The sequence below is a fragment of the Muriventricola aceti genome, assembly GCF_025567565.1.
Classification (GTDB): Bacteria; Bacillota; Clostridia; order Oscillospirales; family Oscillospiraceae; genus Lawsonibacter; species Lawsonibacter aceti.
On the sequence record NZ_JAOQKF010000011.1, the window covers coordinates 14,743 to 32,959 of the forward strand.

At 59.6% G+C, this 18,217-nt stretch carries 20 protein-coding genes; 12 read left to right on the plus strand and 8 right to left on the minus strand.

The genetic code is table 11. The features are described from left to right. Positions 1 to 3 precede the first annotated feature (3 nt). Positions 4 to 1,086 carry a hypothetical protein gene (locus OCV64_RS11955; RefSeq protein ID WP_240288397.1) on the minus strand — a complete coding sequence of 361 codons (1,083 nt, stop codon included), beginning with the start codon at positions 1,084 to 1,086 and terminating at the stop codon, positions 4 to 6. Between the two features lie 363 nt (positions 1,087 to 1,449). Here OCV64_RS11955 and OCV64_RS11960 point away from each other — a divergent pair, with 363 nt between their 5' ends. The 5 genes from OCV64_RS11960 to OCV64_RS11980 all read left to right on the plus strand — a co-directional run bounded on the left by OCV64_RS11960 (position 1,450) and on the right by OCV64_RS11980 (position 5,045). Further along, positions 1,450 to 1,833 carry a GntR family transcriptional regulator gene (locus tag OCV64_RS11960; RefSeq protein ID WP_147573267.1) on the plus strand — a complete coding sequence of 128 codons (384 nt, stop codon included), beginning with the start codon at positions 1,450 to 1,452 and terminating at the stop codon, positions 1,831 to 1,833. Next, positions 1,827 to 2,714 carry an ABC transporter ATP-binding protein gene (locus OCV64_RS11965; protein WP_147573265.1) on the plus strand — a complete coding sequence of 296 codons (888 nt, stop codon included), beginning with the start codon at positions 1,827 to 1,829 and terminating at the stop codon, positions 2,712 to 2,714. The genes OCV64_RS11960 and OCV64_RS11965 overlap by 7 nt, the downstream gene beginning before the upstream one ends. A gap of 12 nt (positions 2,715 to 2,726) precedes the next feature. Beyond that, a complete protein-coding gene (locus OCV64_RS11970) occupies positions 2,727 to 3,419 on the plus strand; it encodes a hypothetical protein (protein WP_262670158.1) in 693 nt (230 codons plus the stop codon). A gap of 5 nt (positions 3,420 to 3,424) precedes the next feature. Further along, on the plus strand, positions 3,425 to 4,168 hold the full coding sequence (locus OCV64_RS11975) for a hypothetical protein (protein ID WP_186851854.1): 744 nt from the start codon (positions 3,425 to 3,427) through the stop codon (positions 4,166 to 4,168). 100 nt (positions 4,169 to 4,268) lie between these two features. Next, positions 4,269 to 5,045, plus strand: a complete 777-nt coding sequence (locus OCV64_RS11980) for an enoyl-CoA hydratase-related protein (protein ID WP_147573259.1) — start codon at positions 4,269 to 4,271, stop codon at positions 5,043 to 5,045. 683 nt (positions 5,046 to 5,728) lie between these two features. Here the strand turns inward: OCV64_RS11980 and OCV64_RS11985 are convergent. Continuing rightward, the gene (locus OCV64_RS11985; RefSeq protein WP_147573257.1) at positions 5,729 to 6,406 is read right to left on the minus strand and encodes a DUF2461 domain-containing protein; all 678 of its coding nucleotides are present in this window, start codon (positions 6,404 to 6,406) and stop codon (positions 5,729 to 5,731) included. Positions 6,407 to 6,427: 21 nt separating this feature from the next. Continuing rightward, complete coding sequence (locus OCV64_RS11990) at positions 6,428 to 8,380, minus strand: VanW family protein (protein ID WP_262670159.1); 1,953 nt, start codon at positions 8,378 to 8,380, stop codon at positions 6,428 to 6,430. A gap of 308 nt (positions 8,381 to 8,688) precedes the next feature. Here OCV64_RS11990 and OCV64_RS11995 point away from each other — a divergent pair, with 308 nt between their 5' ends. Next, positions 8,689 to 9,831: a 5-bromo-4-chloroindolyl phosphate hydrolysis family protein gene (locus OCV64_RS11995; RefSeq protein ID WP_262670160.1), complete on the plus strand. Its 1,143-nt coding sequence runs from the start codon at positions 8,689 to 8,691 to the stop codon at positions 9,829 to 9,831. 37 nt (positions 9,832 to 9,868) lie between these two features. Here OCV64_RS11995 and OCV64_RS12000 read toward each other — a convergent pair whose 3' ends face one another. From OCV64_RS12000 to OCV64_RS12015, 4 genes are all read right to left on the minus strand, one after another. After that, on the minus strand, positions 9,869 to 10,138 hold the full coding sequence (locus OCV64_RS12000; RefSeq protein WP_262670161.1) for a hypothetical protein: 270 nt from the start codon (positions 10,136 to 10,138) through the stop codon (positions 9,869 to 9,871). 5 nt (positions 10,139 to 10,143) lie between these two features. Beyond that, complete coding sequence (locus tag OCV64_RS12005) at positions 10,144 to 10,626, minus strand: dihydrofolate reductase (RefSeq protein WP_147573249.1); 483 nt, start codon at positions 10,624 to 10,626, stop codon at positions 10,144 to 10,146. Between the two features lie 13 nt (positions 10,627 to 10,639). Beyond that, the gene (gene thyA / locus OCV64_RS12010) at positions 10,640 to 11,470 is read right to left on the minus strand and encodes a thymidylate synthase (protein ID WP_147573248.1); all 831 of its coding nucleotides are present in this window, start codon (positions 11,468 to 11,470) and stop codon (positions 10,640 to 10,642) included. Between the two features lie 105 nt (positions 11,471 to 11,575). After that, positions 11,576 to 11,824, minus strand: coding sequence for a sporulation transcriptional regulator SpoIIID (locus OCV64_RS12015; protein ID WP_147573246.1), 249 nt, complete (start codon positions 11,822 to 11,824; stop codon positions 11,576 to 11,578). 109 nt (positions 11,825 to 11,933) lie between these two features. Between OCV64_RS12015 and OCV64_RS12020 the strand changes: the two genes are divergently transcribed. Beyond that, a complete protein-coding gene (locus tag OCV64_RS12020; RefSeq protein ID WP_262670162.1) occupies positions 11,934 to 13,019 on the plus strand; it encodes a DUF2974 domain-containing protein in 1,086 nt (361 codons plus the stop codon). A gap of 56 nt (positions 13,020 to 13,075) precedes the next feature. On the opposite strand, the gene OCV64_RS12025 is transcribed toward OCV64_RS12020, so the two are convergent. Beyond that, complete coding sequence (locus OCV64_RS12025; RefSeq protein WP_262670163.1) at positions 13,076 to 14,041, minus strand: D-2-hydroxyacid dehydrogenase; 966 nt, start codon at positions 14,039 to 14,041, stop codon at positions 13,076 to 13,078. Positions 14,042 to 14,198: 157 nt separating this feature from the next. On the opposite strand from OCV64_RS12025, the gene OCV64_RS12030 reads away from it, so the two are divergent. The 5 genes from OCV64_RS12030 (at position 14,199) to OCV64_RS12050 (ending at position 18,211) form a co-directional block, all read left to right on the plus strand. Further along, positions 14,199 to 14,924 (plus strand): DUF554 domain-containing protein, encoded by a 726-nt coding sequence (locus tag OCV64_RS12030; RefSeq protein ID WP_262670164.1) that lies wholly within the window; start codon positions 14,199 to 14,201, stop codon positions 14,922 to 14,924. Between the two features lie 127 nt (positions 14,925 to 15,051). Then, positions 15,052 to 15,891: a fumarate hydratase gene (locus OCV64_RS12035; protein WP_262670166.1), complete on the plus strand. Its 840-nt coding sequence runs from the start codon at positions 15,052 to 15,054 to the stop codon at positions 15,889 to 15,891. A 23-nt stretch (positions 15,892 to 15,914) separates the two neighbouring features. Further along, positions 15,915 to 16,742: an alpha/beta fold hydrolase gene (locus OCV64_RS12040; protein ID WP_262670167.1), complete on the plus strand. Its 828-nt coding sequence runs from the start codon at positions 15,915 to 15,917 to the stop codon at positions 16,740 to 16,742. A 39-nt stretch (positions 16,743 to 16,781) separates the two neighbouring features. Continuing rightward, positions 16,782 to 17,336: a Fe-S-containing hydro-lyase gene (locus tag OCV64_RS12045; RefSeq protein ID WP_147573238.1), complete on the plus strand. Its 555-nt coding sequence runs from the start codon at positions 16,782 to 16,784 to the stop codon at positions 17,334 to 17,336. A gap of 218 nt (positions 17,337 to 17,554) precedes the next feature. Beyond that, positions 17,555 to 18,211 carry a Crp/Fnr family transcriptional regulator gene (locus tag OCV64_RS12050; RefSeq protein ID WP_262670168.1) on the plus strand — a complete coding sequence of 219 codons (657 nt, stop codon included), beginning with the start codon at positions 17,555 to 17,557 and terminating at the stop codon, positions 18,209 to 18,211. Positions 18,212 to 18,217: the final 6 nt, after the last annotated feature.

Genomic DNA, 18,217 nt, shown 5'->3' on the forward strand with positions numbered 1-18,217 from the left:
TCTTTATATTTTCAGGATCTCGTCCCCTACAGACTGTGCCATCTGGTCTACCAGTTGGAAATCCACAAAGGGGTTGTAGAGGGCCTCCAGGTCGTCGTGCATGGCCTTGGCCTGGGCCAGAGACTCCACCGCCTCCTCCGCCAGAGCGGCGGACACCTTTTTGGCGAAGCGAAGTCTGGGCCGGCTGTGCCGGAGGATCTCCCGATCCGCGGCCGCGTCCAGCCGGATCCGGCGGTATGGGCTCCCTGGGAAGGGCAGGACGGAGGTAGAGGTCAGGAAGGCAAGCCCCAGCTCCGGCACCAGCAGGTGGGCCAGCCGGTCAGGGGCCATGGGATCGGGGCAGGCCACTATGTCATAGCCCCCGGCGGCCCCTCCGGCCAGGATATGGACCAGCAGCTCATGGGCCAAGCCGTAGCTGTCCACCAGCTCATAGATCCGGTCACACTGGGCGGTCGCTGTATCAAACAGCGTCATCGCTCCCTTGTGTGTCACCGCGCCCAGGAATCTCTGCTTTACCTGTCCGCTCTGGACGCCTTTACGCTTTTTGAACTCCCGGGACAGGATACCATGGGCTCGTTTGGCCAGCTTCTCCCCCAGAACGTCAGTAAGTAGAGTGGACCGCACATCCTCGAAGATCTCCGCCGACGCCCCCAGGCATCGATAGGCCCGCTGGTAGCAGCCCTTATAGCCCGTCATACAGGACATGATCTCCTGGCGTCGGACCGCCAACCCCTCCTTGTCATAGCAGTCCCCCATGTTTACATACCGGTCCACTACGCCGGGATACTTGGGCTCCACCACATGGGGAGCGGTCCCGTCCACCAGGGCTACCCCTAGCTGGGGGAGCAGCAGCGCGTCCAGCGAATCCGGATCTCCGGAGCATAGGATGTACTCGGTATCCAGACCTTCCTCCTCCATCCGGGCCCCTACCCGGCGCATCAGGGTGGATTTTCCACAGCCCGGACCGCCCTTTAGGATATAGATAGTCCGAGCCCGTTCAGGCTGGATGAGTTCAGGGTAAAGAGAGTAAAAACCAGTGGGGGAATTGGCCCCCAAAAAATATTGGATTTTAGGCAAAGAAGTCATGACCGACCCTCCGTATCAACGAATCTGTACCCCAGACTATGCCGCGGCGGCCCAAAGGGTGAGGAAGCTGCCCCCCTCCCCTGTCTCTTTTTCCGGTACAAAAAGGTCTTGACTTTTCTCCTCATCGGTGATATGGTTAATTACACAAGTAATTAACCAACGAACAGAAAGCGTATGGGAGCCTAAGCTCCAGAAGAGGGGCACTATCTCATGGAAAAATCAACGTCTGGATAAAAGAGCACAAAAAGTAGAGGGGCGGTATCGCCTGTTGCGCTATTTCATCGTTGCGGTCTATAGCATTTTGCTGTAACGGCTCCTGGATGCTCTCCGCCGCGCGGAGGAAACAATTATGGAGGTGATCATGTGCATGGAATCCTGAACGATCAGTCCCTGATCTATCTACAGATCGCCCGGATGCTGGAGGACGACATCTTACGGGGGATCTACCAGGAGGAGGAGCAGGTGCCCTCCACCAATGAGCTGGCACGGGGCTATAACATCAATCCAGCCACGGCGGCCAAGGGTATCAATATGCTGGTGGCCGATGGGATCTTATACAAAAAAAGAGGGATCGGTATGTTCGTATCCCCAGGAGCAGGTGATACTGTGAAACAAAAAAGGAAGGCCGCCTTTTACGACGGATTTGTGAAACCGCTGGTCAAAGAGGGAACCGCTATCTCTCTGACCGGAGAGGAGCTGCTGTCTATGGTGGACCGTGCAATCAAGGAGGGAGAGCAATCATGCTGACCGGAATTTTAAAGGCTCAGGGTCTGTATAAATCCTATAAGGACAAAGAGGTACTCCATAATCTGGACCTGACAATAGAACCAGGCAAGATCTATGGCCTGATCGGCCGGAACGGGGCGGGCAAGACCACTCTGCTGGGCATCCTCACCGCCCAAAACACCAAGGACCGGGGCGAGGTGACCTACGACGGACAGCCCGTCTGGGAAAACCAGGCGGCACTGGACAACATCTGCTTCTCCCGCGAGCTGCAGCCCACCCTGTTCTCCGGGCAGAACAATCTGAAAATCCGCCACTATCTCCGCTCTGCGGCCATCTACTACCCCGGTTGGGATAGGGAATACGCCCAGCGGCTATTAGAGGAATTTAAACTGGACGAGAAAAAGAAGATCTGTCAGCTCTCCAAGGGACAGATGTCCATGGTGACCATCCTCATCGCCCTGGCCAGCCGGTCTCCCATCACCATCCTGGATGAGCCGGCGGCGGGACTGGATGTGGTGATGCGGGAGCGGTTTTACCAGCTTCTGCTGGACGATTTCGCCCAGACCGGACGGACCTTCCTGGTGTCCACTCACATCATCGAGGAGGCCGCCTCCGTCTTTGAGCGGGTCATCATCCTGGATGAGGGCCGTATCCTGGAAAACTGCCCCACCGAGGAGCTGGTGGGCCAGTTCCGCTACATCTCCGGCCATGAGGATGTGGTAGATCAGGTATGCGCCGGGTTGGAGGTGCTGTCCACCCATCAGATGGGCCGGCACAAGACCGCAGCCGTCCGGGGGAGCGGAGTTAAGCTCCAGGACGCCCTCAAGGCCGATGTAGATGTGTCCCCCATGAACCTTCAGAACGTGTTTGTGGCCCTGTGCGGACATGGGGACACCCAGTGAGGAGGGACACCAATGTTGAAATCCTTTCGCTTTCTCTTCCAGTTCGCCTGGATCAATCTGGCCTGCCTGCTGGGCTTCGCCGTCCTTGTAGTAGTGGGCTGCTACGCCACCGGGGTGCCCGGTGGGGCGAGCAATCTGTTCGCTACCTACTATGGTGCCTTTCCCCTGGTCACCCTGTTCGTCCTATTCCTTTTCGCCTTTTCCCTGTGCACCAGCAACCTGAATCTGGGGCTGTCCTTTGGGGCCCGGCGGCGGGACTTCTTCTGGGCCGTGCAGGGAGTGCTGGTCGTGTACACTGGGTTCTGCTGGGCCGCGCAAGTCCTGCTGGCTGCTCTGCCCCAGTTGGGTGGCTGGATTGAGGAGGGCCGTTGGACTTTGATTCGGGCCTTTTACGGAGGAACGCTGTGGGTGTTCCCTCTAGTATGTTTGACCATATTGGTGCTGGGCTGTCTGGGCGGGCTGGTGTCCGCCAAGTCCAAGGTCTGGGGCGCCGTCATCCTCTCCGTGTCCGTCATCGCCCTGCTCATAGGCTCCCTCCTCCTGGCCCTCATGGCCGATCTGGACGCCTGGTCCTTTCTGATGGGCAGCGCCTGGAGTGGTATGTGGGGCAGCCTGCCCGCCATTCTGACCATCGGAATGTTAGCGACGCTGGCCATTGGTGAAGTCGTTATATGGCGGCAGATTTTCCGTTTTGCAGTGAGGTGATCGGGATGCTGAAAAAAGTGATACGGCTCAACCTGGACGACCTGTTTCTGTGTCTGGGCGTGGTAACCGGACTATTTGTGTTGATCCAGGGCGTGATAGCCGCGGTCCTGCTCCTCTCCGCTGAGAACAGCGGCATCATGATCTCCGGGACCGTACTTCCCATCGTGGCGGGTATTATGGCTCTGGTTGTAACGGTAGCGGCTATGGGGGTGAGCTTTGAACAGGCCATCCGCTTTGGCCAGACCCGCCGCCGAGCCCTGGGGATGGAGCTGGGGAGGAGCCTATTCATGGGTGTCTGCTCCATGGGCATGGCCGCTCTGCTCACCGCACTGGAGCATATGGTGTCCCCGGTACTGTGGCTGAAACTGACCGGCCTGCCGGGGCTGTCCCTGGAGGGCATCCCCCCTATGCCCGAGCCCAGTCTAGGCGCTCCCGTGGACCCCGCCTGGGAGAGCACTCTATTTATCGAGGACTTCACCCTGAACTGGTGGTGGTGGCCCGCCATTCTGGTCTTTGCTCTATCCTGCGGCCTCATTATCGGCGCAATCATGCAACGCTACGGCGCCAAGGGTGGCTGGATCATCTGGGGTATCTGGATGGCGGCCTGTTTTGGCCCCCAGCTGGTGGGTAGAAACGCCTATTTCATCGGCGATATGAGCCAGATTATGGTAGTTTTCTGGGTGGCGCTGACTGTAGTAGGTGTGATCTGGTCCTTCTGGTCCCTGCTTCACGCGGCAGTCCGGTCATGACGCCACTTTTCCCTTGCTGTTCTGTTCAGGATAGGCTATAATACAAGAAAACAGGCAAAATGATCCTTAACACGGAACAAAAACAAGGAGGAAACAAGCTATGTCTTTTGTCACCCTTGAGCAGAAGGGCCCCGTGGGCATCATCACCATGAACCGGCCCGATGCCCTCAATGCGCTGAATGAGCAGGTACTTCGGGATCTGGACGCCGTCCTGGACCAGGTAGAGGAGCGTGAGGATATTCTGGTGGCCATCGTCACCGGAGCCGGCCGCTCCTTCGTAGCCGGCGCGGACATCGGCCAGATGTCCACCCTCACTTCCGTGGAGGCCAAGAAATTCGGCGCTTACGGCAATGGGGTCTTTCTAAAGCTGGAAACTCTGACCAAGCCCACCATTGCGGCCGTCAACGGCTTTGCTCTTGGAGGCGGGTGTGAGCTGTCCATGGCCTGCGACATCCGCCTCGCCAGTGAAAAGGCCAAGTTTGGCCAGCCGGAGGTAGGTCTTGGGATCACCCCTGGCTTTGGGGGAACCCAGCGTCTGGCCCGAATCGTGGGCATCTCCAACGCTATGGAGCTGATCCTCACCGCCAGGACCATCGGCGCCGCCGAGGCCAAGGAGTTGGGCCTGGTGAGCCATGTCTATCCCCCCGATGAGCTGATGGACAAGGCTCTGGAGCTGGCCAACGCCATTGCATCCAACGCCCAGGTAGCCGTCCGCCAGTCCAAGGCCGCCATCCGCCGGGGGCTCCAGACCGATATTTACACCGGCGCCGCCTATGAGAGCGAGGCTTTCGGCCTCTGCTTTGCCACCGAGGACCAGAAGGACGCCATGCGCGCCTTCGTCAATAAGGAGAAGCTCACCTCCTTCAAAAACCGCTGATCTCTCCAGAAAGAAAGCCCGCCTGAAAACGGCGGGCTTTCTCTTTTTCAAAATGGGCATAAAAAAAGAGCCCTTTGGCTCCACACCTCCAGCTCCCCGCCTGTCCACGGTGCTCTTTGAAAAAGAAATGACCCTTGACTGCCCGTTTCGTAATCCGTTGCAGCCAAGGGTCATTTCTGGTGGTTCTTGTTATCTAACATCAATTGTTTACCTCTCTTTCTACAGAATCGCCATACCACATCTCGCCGGTCCCGGTCCTTGTATCTCTCCCAAATCATTGTGGCCGCTTCTGCGGCTCTTCCTCATATGTGAGGCATCTTGCGGCGGAACATATACCTGACCTTGCTCTGTGGTATGTCCCTGTGCTGGTGTTTCCGCTCCGAGAAGATTCTTTCTGTCCGATGTCATTGGCATATGGGACTTTCCTCAAATGTTCTTCTTGTTCTCCTCTTTCTGATTTTTATGCTTCTCGGCCTTGCATCACAGCATCAGGTGCGGGGACTTTCTTAATACATTGGACTCATCCTTTCTGGCTATAATGTACCACATCTCCACTCTATTGTCAATAGTATTTGTGAGAAATTTTCAAAATTTTCTGTGCCGTCAGCTCTACAGCACAAGTCTTAAACCCCCATCCTGCAAAAAGCGCCCCAAGCCGAGGCCGGAGCGCTTTTTCTCTGTATTCAGATCTCAGGCGGAGGCGCGTCCCCGGCCAATGTCTGGAGATACTGGTAATAGGGCACCAGAAATCGAAACCCCTCCAGCACCTGGTCCGCCAGTTCAGGGCCGAACAGGGGGCCCTCACAGTTGTGGTCGCTGGAGATGACCAGCTGACGACTGTTATACCAAGGAAACAGAAGCTTTCCCGGGTCCCCCTTGGGCCGCTTATACTGCCGGCCCTCCAGCGCAAATTCCCCCTGCCTCTCCAGCCTTCGGGCCAGCTTCTCCAGAGGTTTTGGGTCCCGGTCGATGCGGGCCCGGAGCTTGGCCATGGTTACCGGAGGCAAATCCCAGGCTCCCATGCCATAGCTGTAATACTCCGGGGCGATCTCAAAGTAGAAGCTGGGCTCCGCCCCCTCGTTCTCGTTCCGGCGGCGGAGGGAAAACCAAAGGTGGTCCTTATAGGGCCCGCGGCCAAAGAGCCGCCGGGCATCCCGGTAGATACGGCTCACCTTCAGCTCCAGTCCAAGCTTGGGGAATTCTTCCGTCATGGCCTGACTCACCTGAGCGGCCAGCTCCCGCATGGGGGCGTCCACCAGAGTCAGGAATTCCTCCTTGTGGGCTAAAAACCAACCTCGCTCGTTGTTGAAACGGATGCCCCACAGAAAATCGATGGCACCCTGGGAAAATCCTTGGAACATCGTCCTCTTCCTCTCTGTCTGTCAGGTCGCCGCCTCCGTATTCTGGCCAGAGGATGCCTCCTCACCCTGGCCGGAGGGTTCTTCCTGCTCCTGGCCGGACTGGTCGGAGGGCCGCTCTCCACCACTCACTCCCTCCGTCTGGGTTTGGTCGCTCTCGCCGGCGTCCGTCTGCTCAGATGCCGGCTGGTCCTGTGCGGGCTGGTCCGTCCCAGCCTCCCCTTCTCCGGTACCGGGGACGGCTCCGCCCTCTGTGCCGGGGCCTGCTGTCCCTCCGGTCTCCGTACTGGGATCCACAGGAACCTCTGTCCCAGGGTCAGTGCCGGGCTGCGGCGGCTTGCCGTCTGGCCAGGTGCTGGGGTCGCCGTCGGCCGGGTTATAGTGATACAGGTTGGGGCGCATACTGTATTTGCTGCTCCCCATATCCTGCTTCTCCAACAGATTGCCGTCCTTGTCGTAAATATACCGATAAGTGTGGGCGCTCCAGCCGGTGTAAGCGTACTGCTCCTTATCCAGCACCAGGGTACCCTGGGGAACACTGGGGTCTGGCTCATACTTGGTGGTGGGCGCCACTTTGTCAAAGACGCTGCTCTTGGGGATGGCGTAGATGCCATCGGGGTTGGTACCATAGATCTTCACATTCAAATACCGGCTCCCGTTGGAGTCATAGCTGCTGGTCACGATCTTGACGGGGTACTCGGTATTGTTTTTGAACCGGAAGTCCAGAGAACCAAAATATACCGTGGCGTCCATGCCCAGATCCACATAACCAGTATTGAACTGATGGTCGTGCCGCTCCACGACCTCCAGCGGGGTATGAAGAACGGCATAGTAAATGGTGGAGGAGGTCTGGCAGATGCCTCCGCCGATGTCGTCCACCGACTTTCCGGCCTGGTAGGTGGGGGCGTTTTTATAGCCCTTTTCCGGCGTGCGGCTGCCGGTGGTATTGTTGTAGGAGAACTCCTGTCCAGGTAGGAGGATCACGTTATTGCAGGCTTCGGCGGACAGCTTGACGTTGAACTTGCGGTTGGCCGAGCCAGTCACCCTGGTGGTTCCCTCCCCCAGCAGGTCCTGAAACAGCTTTTCTTCCAGGCTCGCCTTAGTCTCCTTGGGTTGGGTCAAGGTAACGGGGATAGAGAAGGTCTCCCCCTCCGCAGCCCCCTCATAGGCGGCCTTCAGGGCATCCACGTCAAAGTCCACCCCCACCACATGGTCGGTGATCTGAAAGGTATCCGGGTCCATCTGGGCACTGACCGGCTCGGTATGGAACTGAGTATAAATCTCATCAAAGTCGGGTTCTTGGGGAGGTATCTCCTCGGGGTAAAGCTGCCGCTCCACCTCCGCGTTCCCCTCTTGGCCGCCACCCAGCTTCTGCTCCATCGCCTCCTCCAGCGCGGAAAAAGCTCCCTCCCGGGCAGACTCCCGGTCCAAGCTCACCCCGGTGCGGCCCTTGGTCATCACCAAACGGTCCCCCTCCAGACGCCAGGCGGCTCTGGTCACATCACCGTCCAGATCCTGTTCCATCTGGTCCAGCAGGCGCTCCAGTTCTGTTGTTTCCATACTTCTGGTTTCCACCGACCACTGTTTGCCCAAAAGTCTGGCGGCGTACTGCCCTCCCTGGGTCAGAAAGTGATCTCTGCCGTCTGTATAGGCCGCCTGCGCCGAGGCGGACCAGTCATAGTTCATCTGGGAGGCGGTGATGGTGCCCCGCCACTCCCCGTAGGTGATAGTCCCGGCAATCTCATCTCCATGCTCCGCCATGGCCTGATCCAGCGCCTTCCGAGCCTGCTCCACGGTCATGCCGGACACATCCAGACCGGCGATGGTCGTGTTGGGAAAGATCCGGTCCATCGTTCCCACCCAGGCGCACAGCCCCAGATATGCCATCAGCAACGCACCCAGAACTACGCCTGTCACGATAAGCCACGTTTTCTTTTTTCCATTCTCCGGCGCCTTCATCACGCGCTCGCCTTCCATGCTATCCCTCCAAGGAAGCCCTTATTGTGACAGGGCCTCCCTCTATTTTCTATCTGGGCAAAAAGCCAACTGCGCTTATTATATCACCCAAACTTGCCTGATACAATTACAGAACAGTTACAACCTGATGCCTTTTTCTGCACCTTTTTCCCTTGTTAGGAAAAAAAGCGTCTGCCATTTACTTTTATGCGCCGCTGCTGTATGATAGTAGCGCTGGACCCATTCATTGATTTTTAAGAAAATTTAAATTCCATTTTGGGAAAGACCTGCTATGATAAAGATATAAGCATCCGCTGGGGGGACTGACTGTGGCAAACACCAACAAGGGAAATGAGAGATCGGGGGATATGGCCTATTGGGCGATTGCCGCCGTACTGCTGTTCACTGGAGTCGCCGCTCCCGTGGCAATTCTAATGATCGTACTCAAGCTGATGGGCAGGGGAAAGCGCGGCCGGCACCCCTATTACACCCAGCGAGACCAGGCCGCCCCTGTGGGGGCTAGAACGACCACGTTCCAAGAGGAGCCGTCCACATCCAAGGGAAAGGGAAGAAAAAAATCCAAGGCCCAGCAGGACCCGCTGTCTAAACTGGTCAAGGACGGCAAGGGATTGACACAGGTAGGCGGCGCTCTGTCCGCCGCCTTTGGCTGCGTCACCATCATCTCGGCGGTAGAAAACCTATGGATGTTGCCCGACTTGCTATGGTATCTGCAAGAGATCGTCCCCCTGCTGTGCTTCACCTCGGTGGGTCTGGGTCTTCTGTGGGTCGGTCTGCGAAAGAGCAGGGAGGCTCGACGCTACCGCAATTACTTGGCTGTCATTGGGACCCGGCAGTCCATCGCCATATCCACCCTGGCTTCCGCTTCCGGGCTGCCTCCCCGCCGGGTCCGGGACGATCTGGCCGATATGCTGGGGGAGGGGATCCTGCCCCAAGGCTTTTTGGATTATGGTGGGGACCGGCTGGTCCTCAGTGCTGATGGGCTGTCCGATTCCCAGCCCAAGGAGGAGGCTCCCTCCCAGCCCCTCCACCAGGAGGAGAACGCCATTCTGACAGAGATACGGGCAGTCAACGAGGCCGTGGACAACGAGAAGCTGTCTGCCCAGATCGACCGGATCGGGGTCATCACCGCCAAAATCCTGGACTATCAGAAATCCCATCCGGAGAGTTCTCCCCAACTCCATAGCTTTTTGAGCTATTACCTGCCCACCACCCTGAAGATCCTCCGGGCCTATGGACAGCTGGAGGACCAGGAGGTATCCGGAGAGAACATCGCTGCCGCCATGGAACGCATAGAGGGTATGATGGATAAGGTGGTGGATGGCTTTGAAAAGCAGCTGGATCTCCTCTTCCAGGGGGACGCCATGGACATCACCGCCGATGTAGAGGTGCTGGAGCGGATGCTGGCCAAAGACGGACTGTCCGGCCAGGAGGGTATGACACTAGGACTGTAAAAAGATTCCGGTACCGCTGGTACCGGAATCTTTTTACTTACCCATGGTGATGACGGCCGCTGACGTGGTGTTCGCCCCGGCCGGGCGTCTGACAGCCTATCCAGTTGTCACAGACACCATCCCCATCCTCATCTGTGAAGTTCATATCCCGCCGGCCAGCACAGCGACCGTATAGGCCGTCGCCGTCCCCATCACAGTGGATCCAGGGGACGGATATTTCCGTCCGGCCTTGATGGTGCGCAAACACAGTGCCCCCCACAGTCAGTGTCAGAGCACAGGCCAGCCCGGCCGCAATCAGTTTTTTCATGGTCGTCATTCCTCCTTTCGATAAGTCACATACCGGAACTTGACTCCATCTTCCTCCTGGGATTCGCTCTCCTCTGATATCCTCCACTCCGGACGGCTATCCAGGTCGGGGAACCAGCAGTCAGCCGCCGGGAAGGCAGCTTCTATTTTCGTCACATAGGCGGTGGAACATTGGTCCAGGAGGGCCCGGTACACCGAAGCGCCGCCGATTACAAAGCTATCCTCCGGCGCCGCGGCCAGCAGGGCGTCCATGTCGGGATACACCTCCGCCCCCTCCGGGGCGAAGCCGGGGCTGCGGGACAGAATCAGGTTCCTGCGTCCCTTTAGGGGGCGGCCGCCGGGAAAGGTGTCCAGGGTCTTTCGGCCCAAGATTACCGGGTGCCCAGTGGTCAACGTTTTGAATCGCTTGAGGTCCTGGGAGATGTAGATCAGCTGATCCCCTCCCCGCCCAATGGCCCAGTTCTGGTCCACCGCCACGATCAGTTCCATAGCAGATCCACCTCTATACGGCTACCGGGATCTTTTGATCCAGGGCATGGGCCTGATATCCCTCCAGCCTCACACTGGAGGGGGTAAAGCTGTAAAAGTCTGTGACGGAGGGCTCCAGGATAAACCGGGGGGCCTCATAGGGCTCCCGCTCCAGCAGCTCCTCCACTACGGACACATGACGGTCATAGATGTGGGCGTCCGCGATGACGTGGATCAGTTCCCCCGCCTCCAGTCCGGATACCTGGGCCAGCATGTGCAGGAGAACGGCATACTGCATCACGTTCCAGCCGTTGGCGGTGAGCATATCCTGGCTGCGCTGATTCAAGATCCCATTGAGGGTGCGGCCCGACACATTGAAGGTCATAGAGTAAGCGCAGGGGTAGAGGGCCATCTCGGAAAGGTCGTGGTGGTTATACAGGTTGGTCATGATGCGGCGGGAGGCGGGATCGTGCTTTAGGTCCCACAGCACCTTGTCCACCTGGTCCATATCCCCCTGGGGGTAGTGGTGCTTCACCCCCAGCTGATAGCCGTATGCCTTGCCGATTGAGCCATTTTCGTCTGCCCATGCGTCCCACACATGGCTGTTCAGCTCATGGATGTTGTTTGATTTCTTCTGCCAGATCCACAGCAGCTCATCCACCGCTGACTTCAGGAACTGCTTCCGGACCGTCAGAATGGGAAATTCCTTCCGTAAGTCGTAACGGTTGACCACGCCGAACAGCTTGACGGTGTGGGCGGGCGTGCCGTCCTGCCATCGGGGGCGCACCTCCCGGTCCGTATCCCACACCCCATGGGATAGGATCTCCCTGCAATTCTGGATGAATATCTGGTCTGCGTAGCTCATGGGCCTTGTCCCCCTTCAAGATTCACATTCAGGCATATGATATCATAGGAGGAAGCAAAAAGCAATCGGGGCCGCCCGGTGGCGTCCCCGATCCACTGTCCGTTCTCAGGCCCCTTTGTATTTCTTCCGGGTGGCGATCCCTCCCCGAATGTGCCGCTCGGCCTTGTTCTCCTCCAGGACTCCCTTGACCTGGAGGTAGAGTGTCCTGTTGAATACAGGCAGCCGCTCGGCCAGGTCCTTATGTACGGTGCTCTTGCTGATTCCAAACTTCTGTGCGGCGGTACGGACCGTGGCCCGGTTCTCTATGATGTAAAGAGCTAGGCGCTGGGCCCGCTCCTCCATGTTTCCTTTCAAAAACAACACTCCCCGCCTCTTGTTGGTCCATCCTATGCGGTGGTGGGCGGGGATATGCGGGAAAGGGGGCTGGAGGACGCCGTTTTCCCCGGAAAGGAGCCTGAAACCTTTGTCCGATCTGTTCGACTACCTGGCCTGGCGGGGAGATATCCCCATGAGCCAGGCCCCCTTCAACCCGGTGGACGGCCTGATTCTGTCCATCCTGTCCTATGTCCACTTCGACAACCTGGTCCCTCCAGACCTGCGCGGTCCTATCTCTCTTGGAAAGGCGGCGGAAACCTATCTGGCCCTGCCAGAGGGGCGGCGAGGCCGTGTCCGATGCCCTTTGGACCGAAAGCTGCTGGCCGCTCTGGCCCGATGCCGCCGCTTTTCTCCCCTGGGATTGGCCTTCGCTCAGGACCGCTTTGTTCCGGAGGAGGAGATGCAGTTCGCCGCCATCGCCGTTCTGTTGGATGATGGCTCCGCCTTTCTTTCCTTCCGGGGCACCGACGCCACCCTAGTGGGCTGGAAGGAGGACTTCAGCATGAGCTTCCTGGACGCTGTCCCCGCCCAACAGGCGGCCCTGGACTATGTGGAGCGGTTTGCCTCTCTCTTTCCTGGCTCCCTCCGGCTGGGCGGCCACTCCAAGGGAGGCAATCTGGCTGTCTTTGCCGGCGCCCTGGCCCGGATCAAAGTACGGGACCGGATCCTGGCCATCTACAACAACGACGGCCCCGGCTTCACCCGGTTGGTGCTGGACAGTCCGGGCTACCAGGAGCTGCTGACCCGGCTGCACACCTTCATTCCCCAGTCCTCAGTGGTGGGACTGCTGTTGGAACACGACGAGCCCCATACCGTGGTGCGGAGCCGCCAAATCGGCCTGCTCCAGCACGACCCTTACTCCTGGGAGGTGGAGGGGGGCTCCTTCGTCCAGGCGGAAGAGATCACTCCCGGCAGCCGGATGGCCGACCAGGCTATTAAGGGCTGGCTGGCCGGTCTGTCCCCCCAGGAGCGGAGTCAGTTCGTGGACTCCCTCTTTCAGCTGCTGTCCGCCGGAGAGGCCAGCACCACCGCCGACCTGCTTCAGCCCAGGAACCTCCAGGCCGCCCTGCGCTCTCTGGCGGACGACCGGGACGGGACCCGCCGGACGCTGGCCGAGGGGTTGATTCAGCTGGCCCGGTCGGCCGCTTCAGTATGGAGGGAAAACGTGCCCTGAACGCAAAAGAGCCGCCCATGTTTCCATGGGCGGCTCTGCTGCTGTTTTCCAGTTTTTCAGCGGTTGACCACGTTGATGGGGGCGCCGGCCAGATAGGCCTTGACGTTCTCCACCGCGGTATCCATGATGCGCTGGCGGCTCTCCTTGGGGGCCCAGGAGATGTGGGGGGTGATGATGCAGTTCTTGGCCTTCAGGAGAGGGTTGTCGGCACGGATGGGCTCGGTGTACACCACGTCCAGGCCGGCGGCTCCCATCTTGCCGGAGTTCAGGGCGTCGGCCACATCCTGCTCGTGGATGAGCTGGCCACGGGCATTGTTAATCAGAATGACGCCGTCCTTCATCTTGGCGATGGAGTCCTTGTTGATCATGCCGGTGTTCTCGGACGTCAGGTTGCAGTGCAGGGAAATGACATCGGCCCTGGCATACAGGGTATCCAGGTCCACATACTCGGCGATGGCCCGGCCGGAGTCGTTGGGATACAGGTCATAAGCCACCACGTTCATACCAAGGGCCTTGGCGATCCGGCCCTCAGCCTGGCCGATGCGGCCAAAGCCGATGATACCGATGGTCTTGCCCTCCAGTTCGATCAGGGGATAGTCCCAGTAGCACCAGTCTACACAGTTGGCCCAGTTGCCGGCATGGACGGAGGCGTCATGGTGGCCGATGTGGTGGCAGATCTCCAGCAGCAGGGCGATGGAGAACTGGCTGACGGAGGCGGTACCGTAGGTGGGCACGTTGGTGACGGGAATGCCCTTTTCCCTGGCATAAACATAGTCCACCACATTGTAGCCGGTGGCCAGCATACTGATCATCTTCATGTTGGGGCAGGCGTCGATAACCTTTTTGGTAATGGGAGTCTTATTGGTAAAGACCACCTCGGCGTCGCCGATGCGGGCGATAGCCTCGTCCTCATCAGTGAGGCTGCTACGGTCATAGACAGTGAGCTCGCCCAGCTTTCCCAGCTCGTCCCAGCTCAGATCGCCGGGGTTTTCCGTATAGCCGTCCAATACTACGATTTTCATAAAATATTCCTCCTCTTGGCCCTGGGCCGAATTTTTATTAATTGTATCATATCATCCTACCTAATGCAAATTCTTTTCCTTTGACATTTTCCGTCGAAGCACTATAATAAATCCAGTCGCGCGGGGCCACATCGGCCCCGGCTGGGAGGGATCGTCTTTGGCGGGGATCGGTACTGTGGTCAATGTTCTGGCCATTCTGGCGGGAGGCTGTGCCGGCCTGGTCCTGAAGGGAGGACTCAAGGCCCGCTATCAGCAGGCTGTGATCCAGGCCATGGGCCTGTGCATCATTTTCATCGGTGGAGCTGGCGCCCTGAACGGGATGCTGTCGGTCCGGGACGGGGTACTCACTGGGCTGGACACCAGGGGCACTCTGGGCATGATACTGGCCCTCGCCGCCGGCTCTCTGCTGGGTGAGTGGCTGGATCTGGATGGCCGGATGGAGCGGCTGGGGGGCTGGCTGAAGGAGAAGGCCTCCCGTGGGGAGGATAGTCAGTTCATCCAGGGCTTCGTCACCGCTTCTCTCACGGTCTGTGTCGGGGCTATGGCCATCGTAGGCTCCATCCAGGACGGCATGACCGGAGACCCCTCCACCCTGTTCACCAAATCCGTCCTCGACCTGATCATCGTCATGATCTTCTCCTCCACCTACGGCAAGGGGGCTGTCTTTTCAGCTCTGCCCGTAGGTGCGCTCCAGGGCACAGTCACTCTGTGCGCCGGACTTCTGGCTCCGGTGTTCAGCCCCGCTGTGGTGGACAATCTGTCCTTTCTGGGCTCTATCCTCATCTTCTGTGTAGGCGTCAATCTTGCCTTCGGCAACAAGTTTAAGGTCGCCAACCTGCTCCCCGCGCTGGTGGTGGGGGCGCTATACACCGCCCTGGTATGAACAGCCGGACCGGCTTTTGCCCGGTCCGGCTGTTTTCCTGGAACTAACAGCAGAAAATTGAATTTCACACTGGGCTATGTTACAATCATCCCAATCAAACGATTATCCATTCCGGGAGGTAACCAATATGAGGACCATTTCTTCCGCCGCCGTCACCGACGCAGTGGCCCGGTTGTGTGTCCGGGCCAACACCCAGCTCCCCCCCGACGTCGTGGCCGCCTTGGCCCGGAGCCGCCGTGAGGAACCTTGGCCCCTGGCTCAGGAGACATTGGGCCTGCTGTGGGACAATCTGGAGCTGGCCGGGGAGAAGGAGCTCCCCATCTGTCAGGACACAGGAATGGTCTGTGTGTTTGTGGAGCTGGGCCAAGAGGTCCATATTCAGGGGGACTTTGAGCAGGCCATCCACACAGGAGTCCAGCGGGGCTACGGGGAGGGCTATCTCCGCAAATCCATTGTGGCCGACCCCCTGCGGCGGGTAAACACCGGGGACAACACCCCCGCCGCCATCACCCTGCGGCTGGTGCCGGGGAACAGATGCACCATCACCGTGGCTCCCAAGGGCTTCGGCTCGGAGAACATGAGCCGGCTAGCCATGCTCAAGCCCGCCGACGGGGTGGAGGGCGTCCGGCGCTTTGTGGTGGACACCGTAAAGCAGGCCGGCTCCAACCCCTGTCCCCCTGTGGTGTTGGGTGTGGGCATCGGCGGCTCCTTTGACAAAGTGGCCGCCATGGCCAAGCACGCTCTCCTCCGTCCCATTGACCAGCCCAATCCGGACCCCTTCTACGCCGCCCTGGAGGCGGAGCTGCTGGAAGAAATCAACGGCCTGGGCATTGGGCCCCAGGGCTTCGGCGGCCGGACCACCTGCCTGGGGCTGGCCGTAGAGACCGCCCCCACCCATGTGGCGGGGCTGCCCGTGGCGGTGAATGTCAGCTGTCACGTCACCCGCCGGGCCTCGACTGAACTGTGAGCGCTCATCGGGAGGTGCCCGCCATGGACGAAAAAATGATTGCCATAGACGGCCGGAGCCTCCAGGTATCCTGCACGGGCGTCGGACCGGTCACCCTTCTCATTCTGTCCGGTTCCAACATTCTGTTCCCCGGACTAGAGTATGCCCCTCTGGCGGACGCTCTGAGCCCATGGTACTCGGTCCTCATCCCCTCCAAATTCGGCTATGGACACAGCGGCCTGACAGATGCCCCCAGAGATGTAGACACTGTGGTAGAGGAATACCGCGGCGTGCTGGCCGCCTTGGAGCGCCCTCTTCCAGTGGTGCTGGCCGCCCACAGCATGGGCTTTCTGGAGGCCCTTCACTGGGCCCGCAAATATCCGGAGGAGGTCTCCGCTCTGGTTGGGCTGGACCCCGCTGTACCGCAGGTCTATCAGCACATGGAGCTGGAGACTGTCCATCGCCGGCTGGAGGACCTCCATCGCTCCAGTTGGAAGCGCGGGCTGCTCTTCCGCCTTACCTCCCGCGCCCTGCTGAGGCGCTTCCCCGCCTCGGAACGGAGGGAACTGGCCCCTGCCGCCCGCCGGAACTTCGTCAGTGTCGTATGGGTCAATGAGGCAAGGGACCTGCCCCGCTCCATCCGTCAGGTACAGCAGGAGGGGCCGCCAGCCTCTGTCCCCGCGCTGTTCCTGGTTTCCAACGGCAAGGGCACCCCTCTCCCCCAGGAGGAATGGCGGATGTGCGCAAGAACGTATCTCTCCGCTTTTTCCGTCTCCTCTCTCCATCTGTTAGACCTTCCCCACGATCTGTACCGCTGCCGCCCACAAGAGCTCGCGGATACGATCCACCGCTTTCTGTCGGACCACCTGTAACCCTGTATACCCATCCAATCAGTTAAGGAGGCTGTTTTCATGCAGTATCGTCTGACCACCCCGGTGTCAAAGGATGACTTAGCCCCCCTCCGGGCGGGAGACACCGTTCTGCTGTCCGGGCCGGTCTACACCGCCCGGGACGCCGCCCATCAGCGCATGATGGAGCTGCTTGACCGGGGGGAGCCCCTGCCCTTCCCTGTGGAGGGCTCCGCCCTGTACTATGTGGGCCCCACCCCAGAGCGCCCCGGACAGGTCATCGGCTCCGCCGGCCCTACCACCAGCGGCCGGATGGACGCCTACTCCCCCCGCCTGCTGGACCTGGGCCAAGCCGTCATGATCGGCAAGGGCAAACGCAGCCAAACAGTCAAGGACGCCGTGGTCCGGAATGGGGCCGTCTACCTGGCCGCCCTGGGGGGCGCGGGGGCCTTGATGGCGTCCAGCGTGAAGGCGCTGGAGGTCCTCTGCTGGGAAGATCTGGGCTGTGAGGCCGTGCGCCGCCTGGAGGTGGAGGACTTCCCCCTTACCGTTATCCTGGACGCCCACGGCGGGGATCTGTATGAGAGCGGCCCGGCGGCCTATCTGGCCAGCCGATAAAGGACGACAGCGCAGCGGAAGGCGGCCCTGCCGCTATCACAGAGCAGCCTGCCCACCTCCAGAAGCTGAGTCGGAGGGTGGATGGGATCTTCCGTCCGGAGCTGTACGCTCCAGGGAAGGATCGACTCCCTGGCCCCGGTTCTGGAACCCAGAGCCGGGGTTGACTTTTCCTCTCCCCTGTCATACAATCATTCTGTATCAAATAAGACAGTTTGGAGGTGCCTGTTCTGCCGCTGAACCAAGAAGATTGGGAGATTCTGGAGGGCTGCCCGCTCCTTCGGCACTGCTCCCCCGCCCTGTTGGACCAAATCACACAGGAGGGCCGGCTGGAGTTCTTTCCCACCGGGGCCATGGTGTATAGTCCAAGCCATTTTTGCCGCTGCCTGGGCATTCTGCTAGCCGGCAGGCTTCAGGTCACCAAGGGGACTTTGACCGTCAGCTATCTGGAGCCTGGGGATCTGTTTGGAGCCGCCGCCCTGTACACCGAGGCTCCGGAATTTGTTACCACCATTACCGCTCGGCGGAGCAGCCGCTGCCTGATGCTGCCTCAGAACAGCATGGACCGCTTACTGGCTCAGGACGGGCCGCTCCGGGAAAACTACCTGTGCTACCTCACCGGCCGAATCCGCTTTCTGTCCGGCAGGCTGCAATCCCTGGTCCAGTCCGGAGCCGAGGGAAAACTGGCTCGGTACCTGCTGGCCAATGTCCGGGAGGGGCAGCTCACCTGTGCCGCCACCGACCTGGCCCGGCGGCTGGGCTTGAGCCGTGCCTCCCTCTATCGGGCTTTCCAGTCCCTGGAGGAGAGCGGCCTCATCTCCCGCCACGGAAAGACCATCTCCATCTCCGACCCAGCCGGTCTGGAAGGGTTCCTGTGAGCTTCT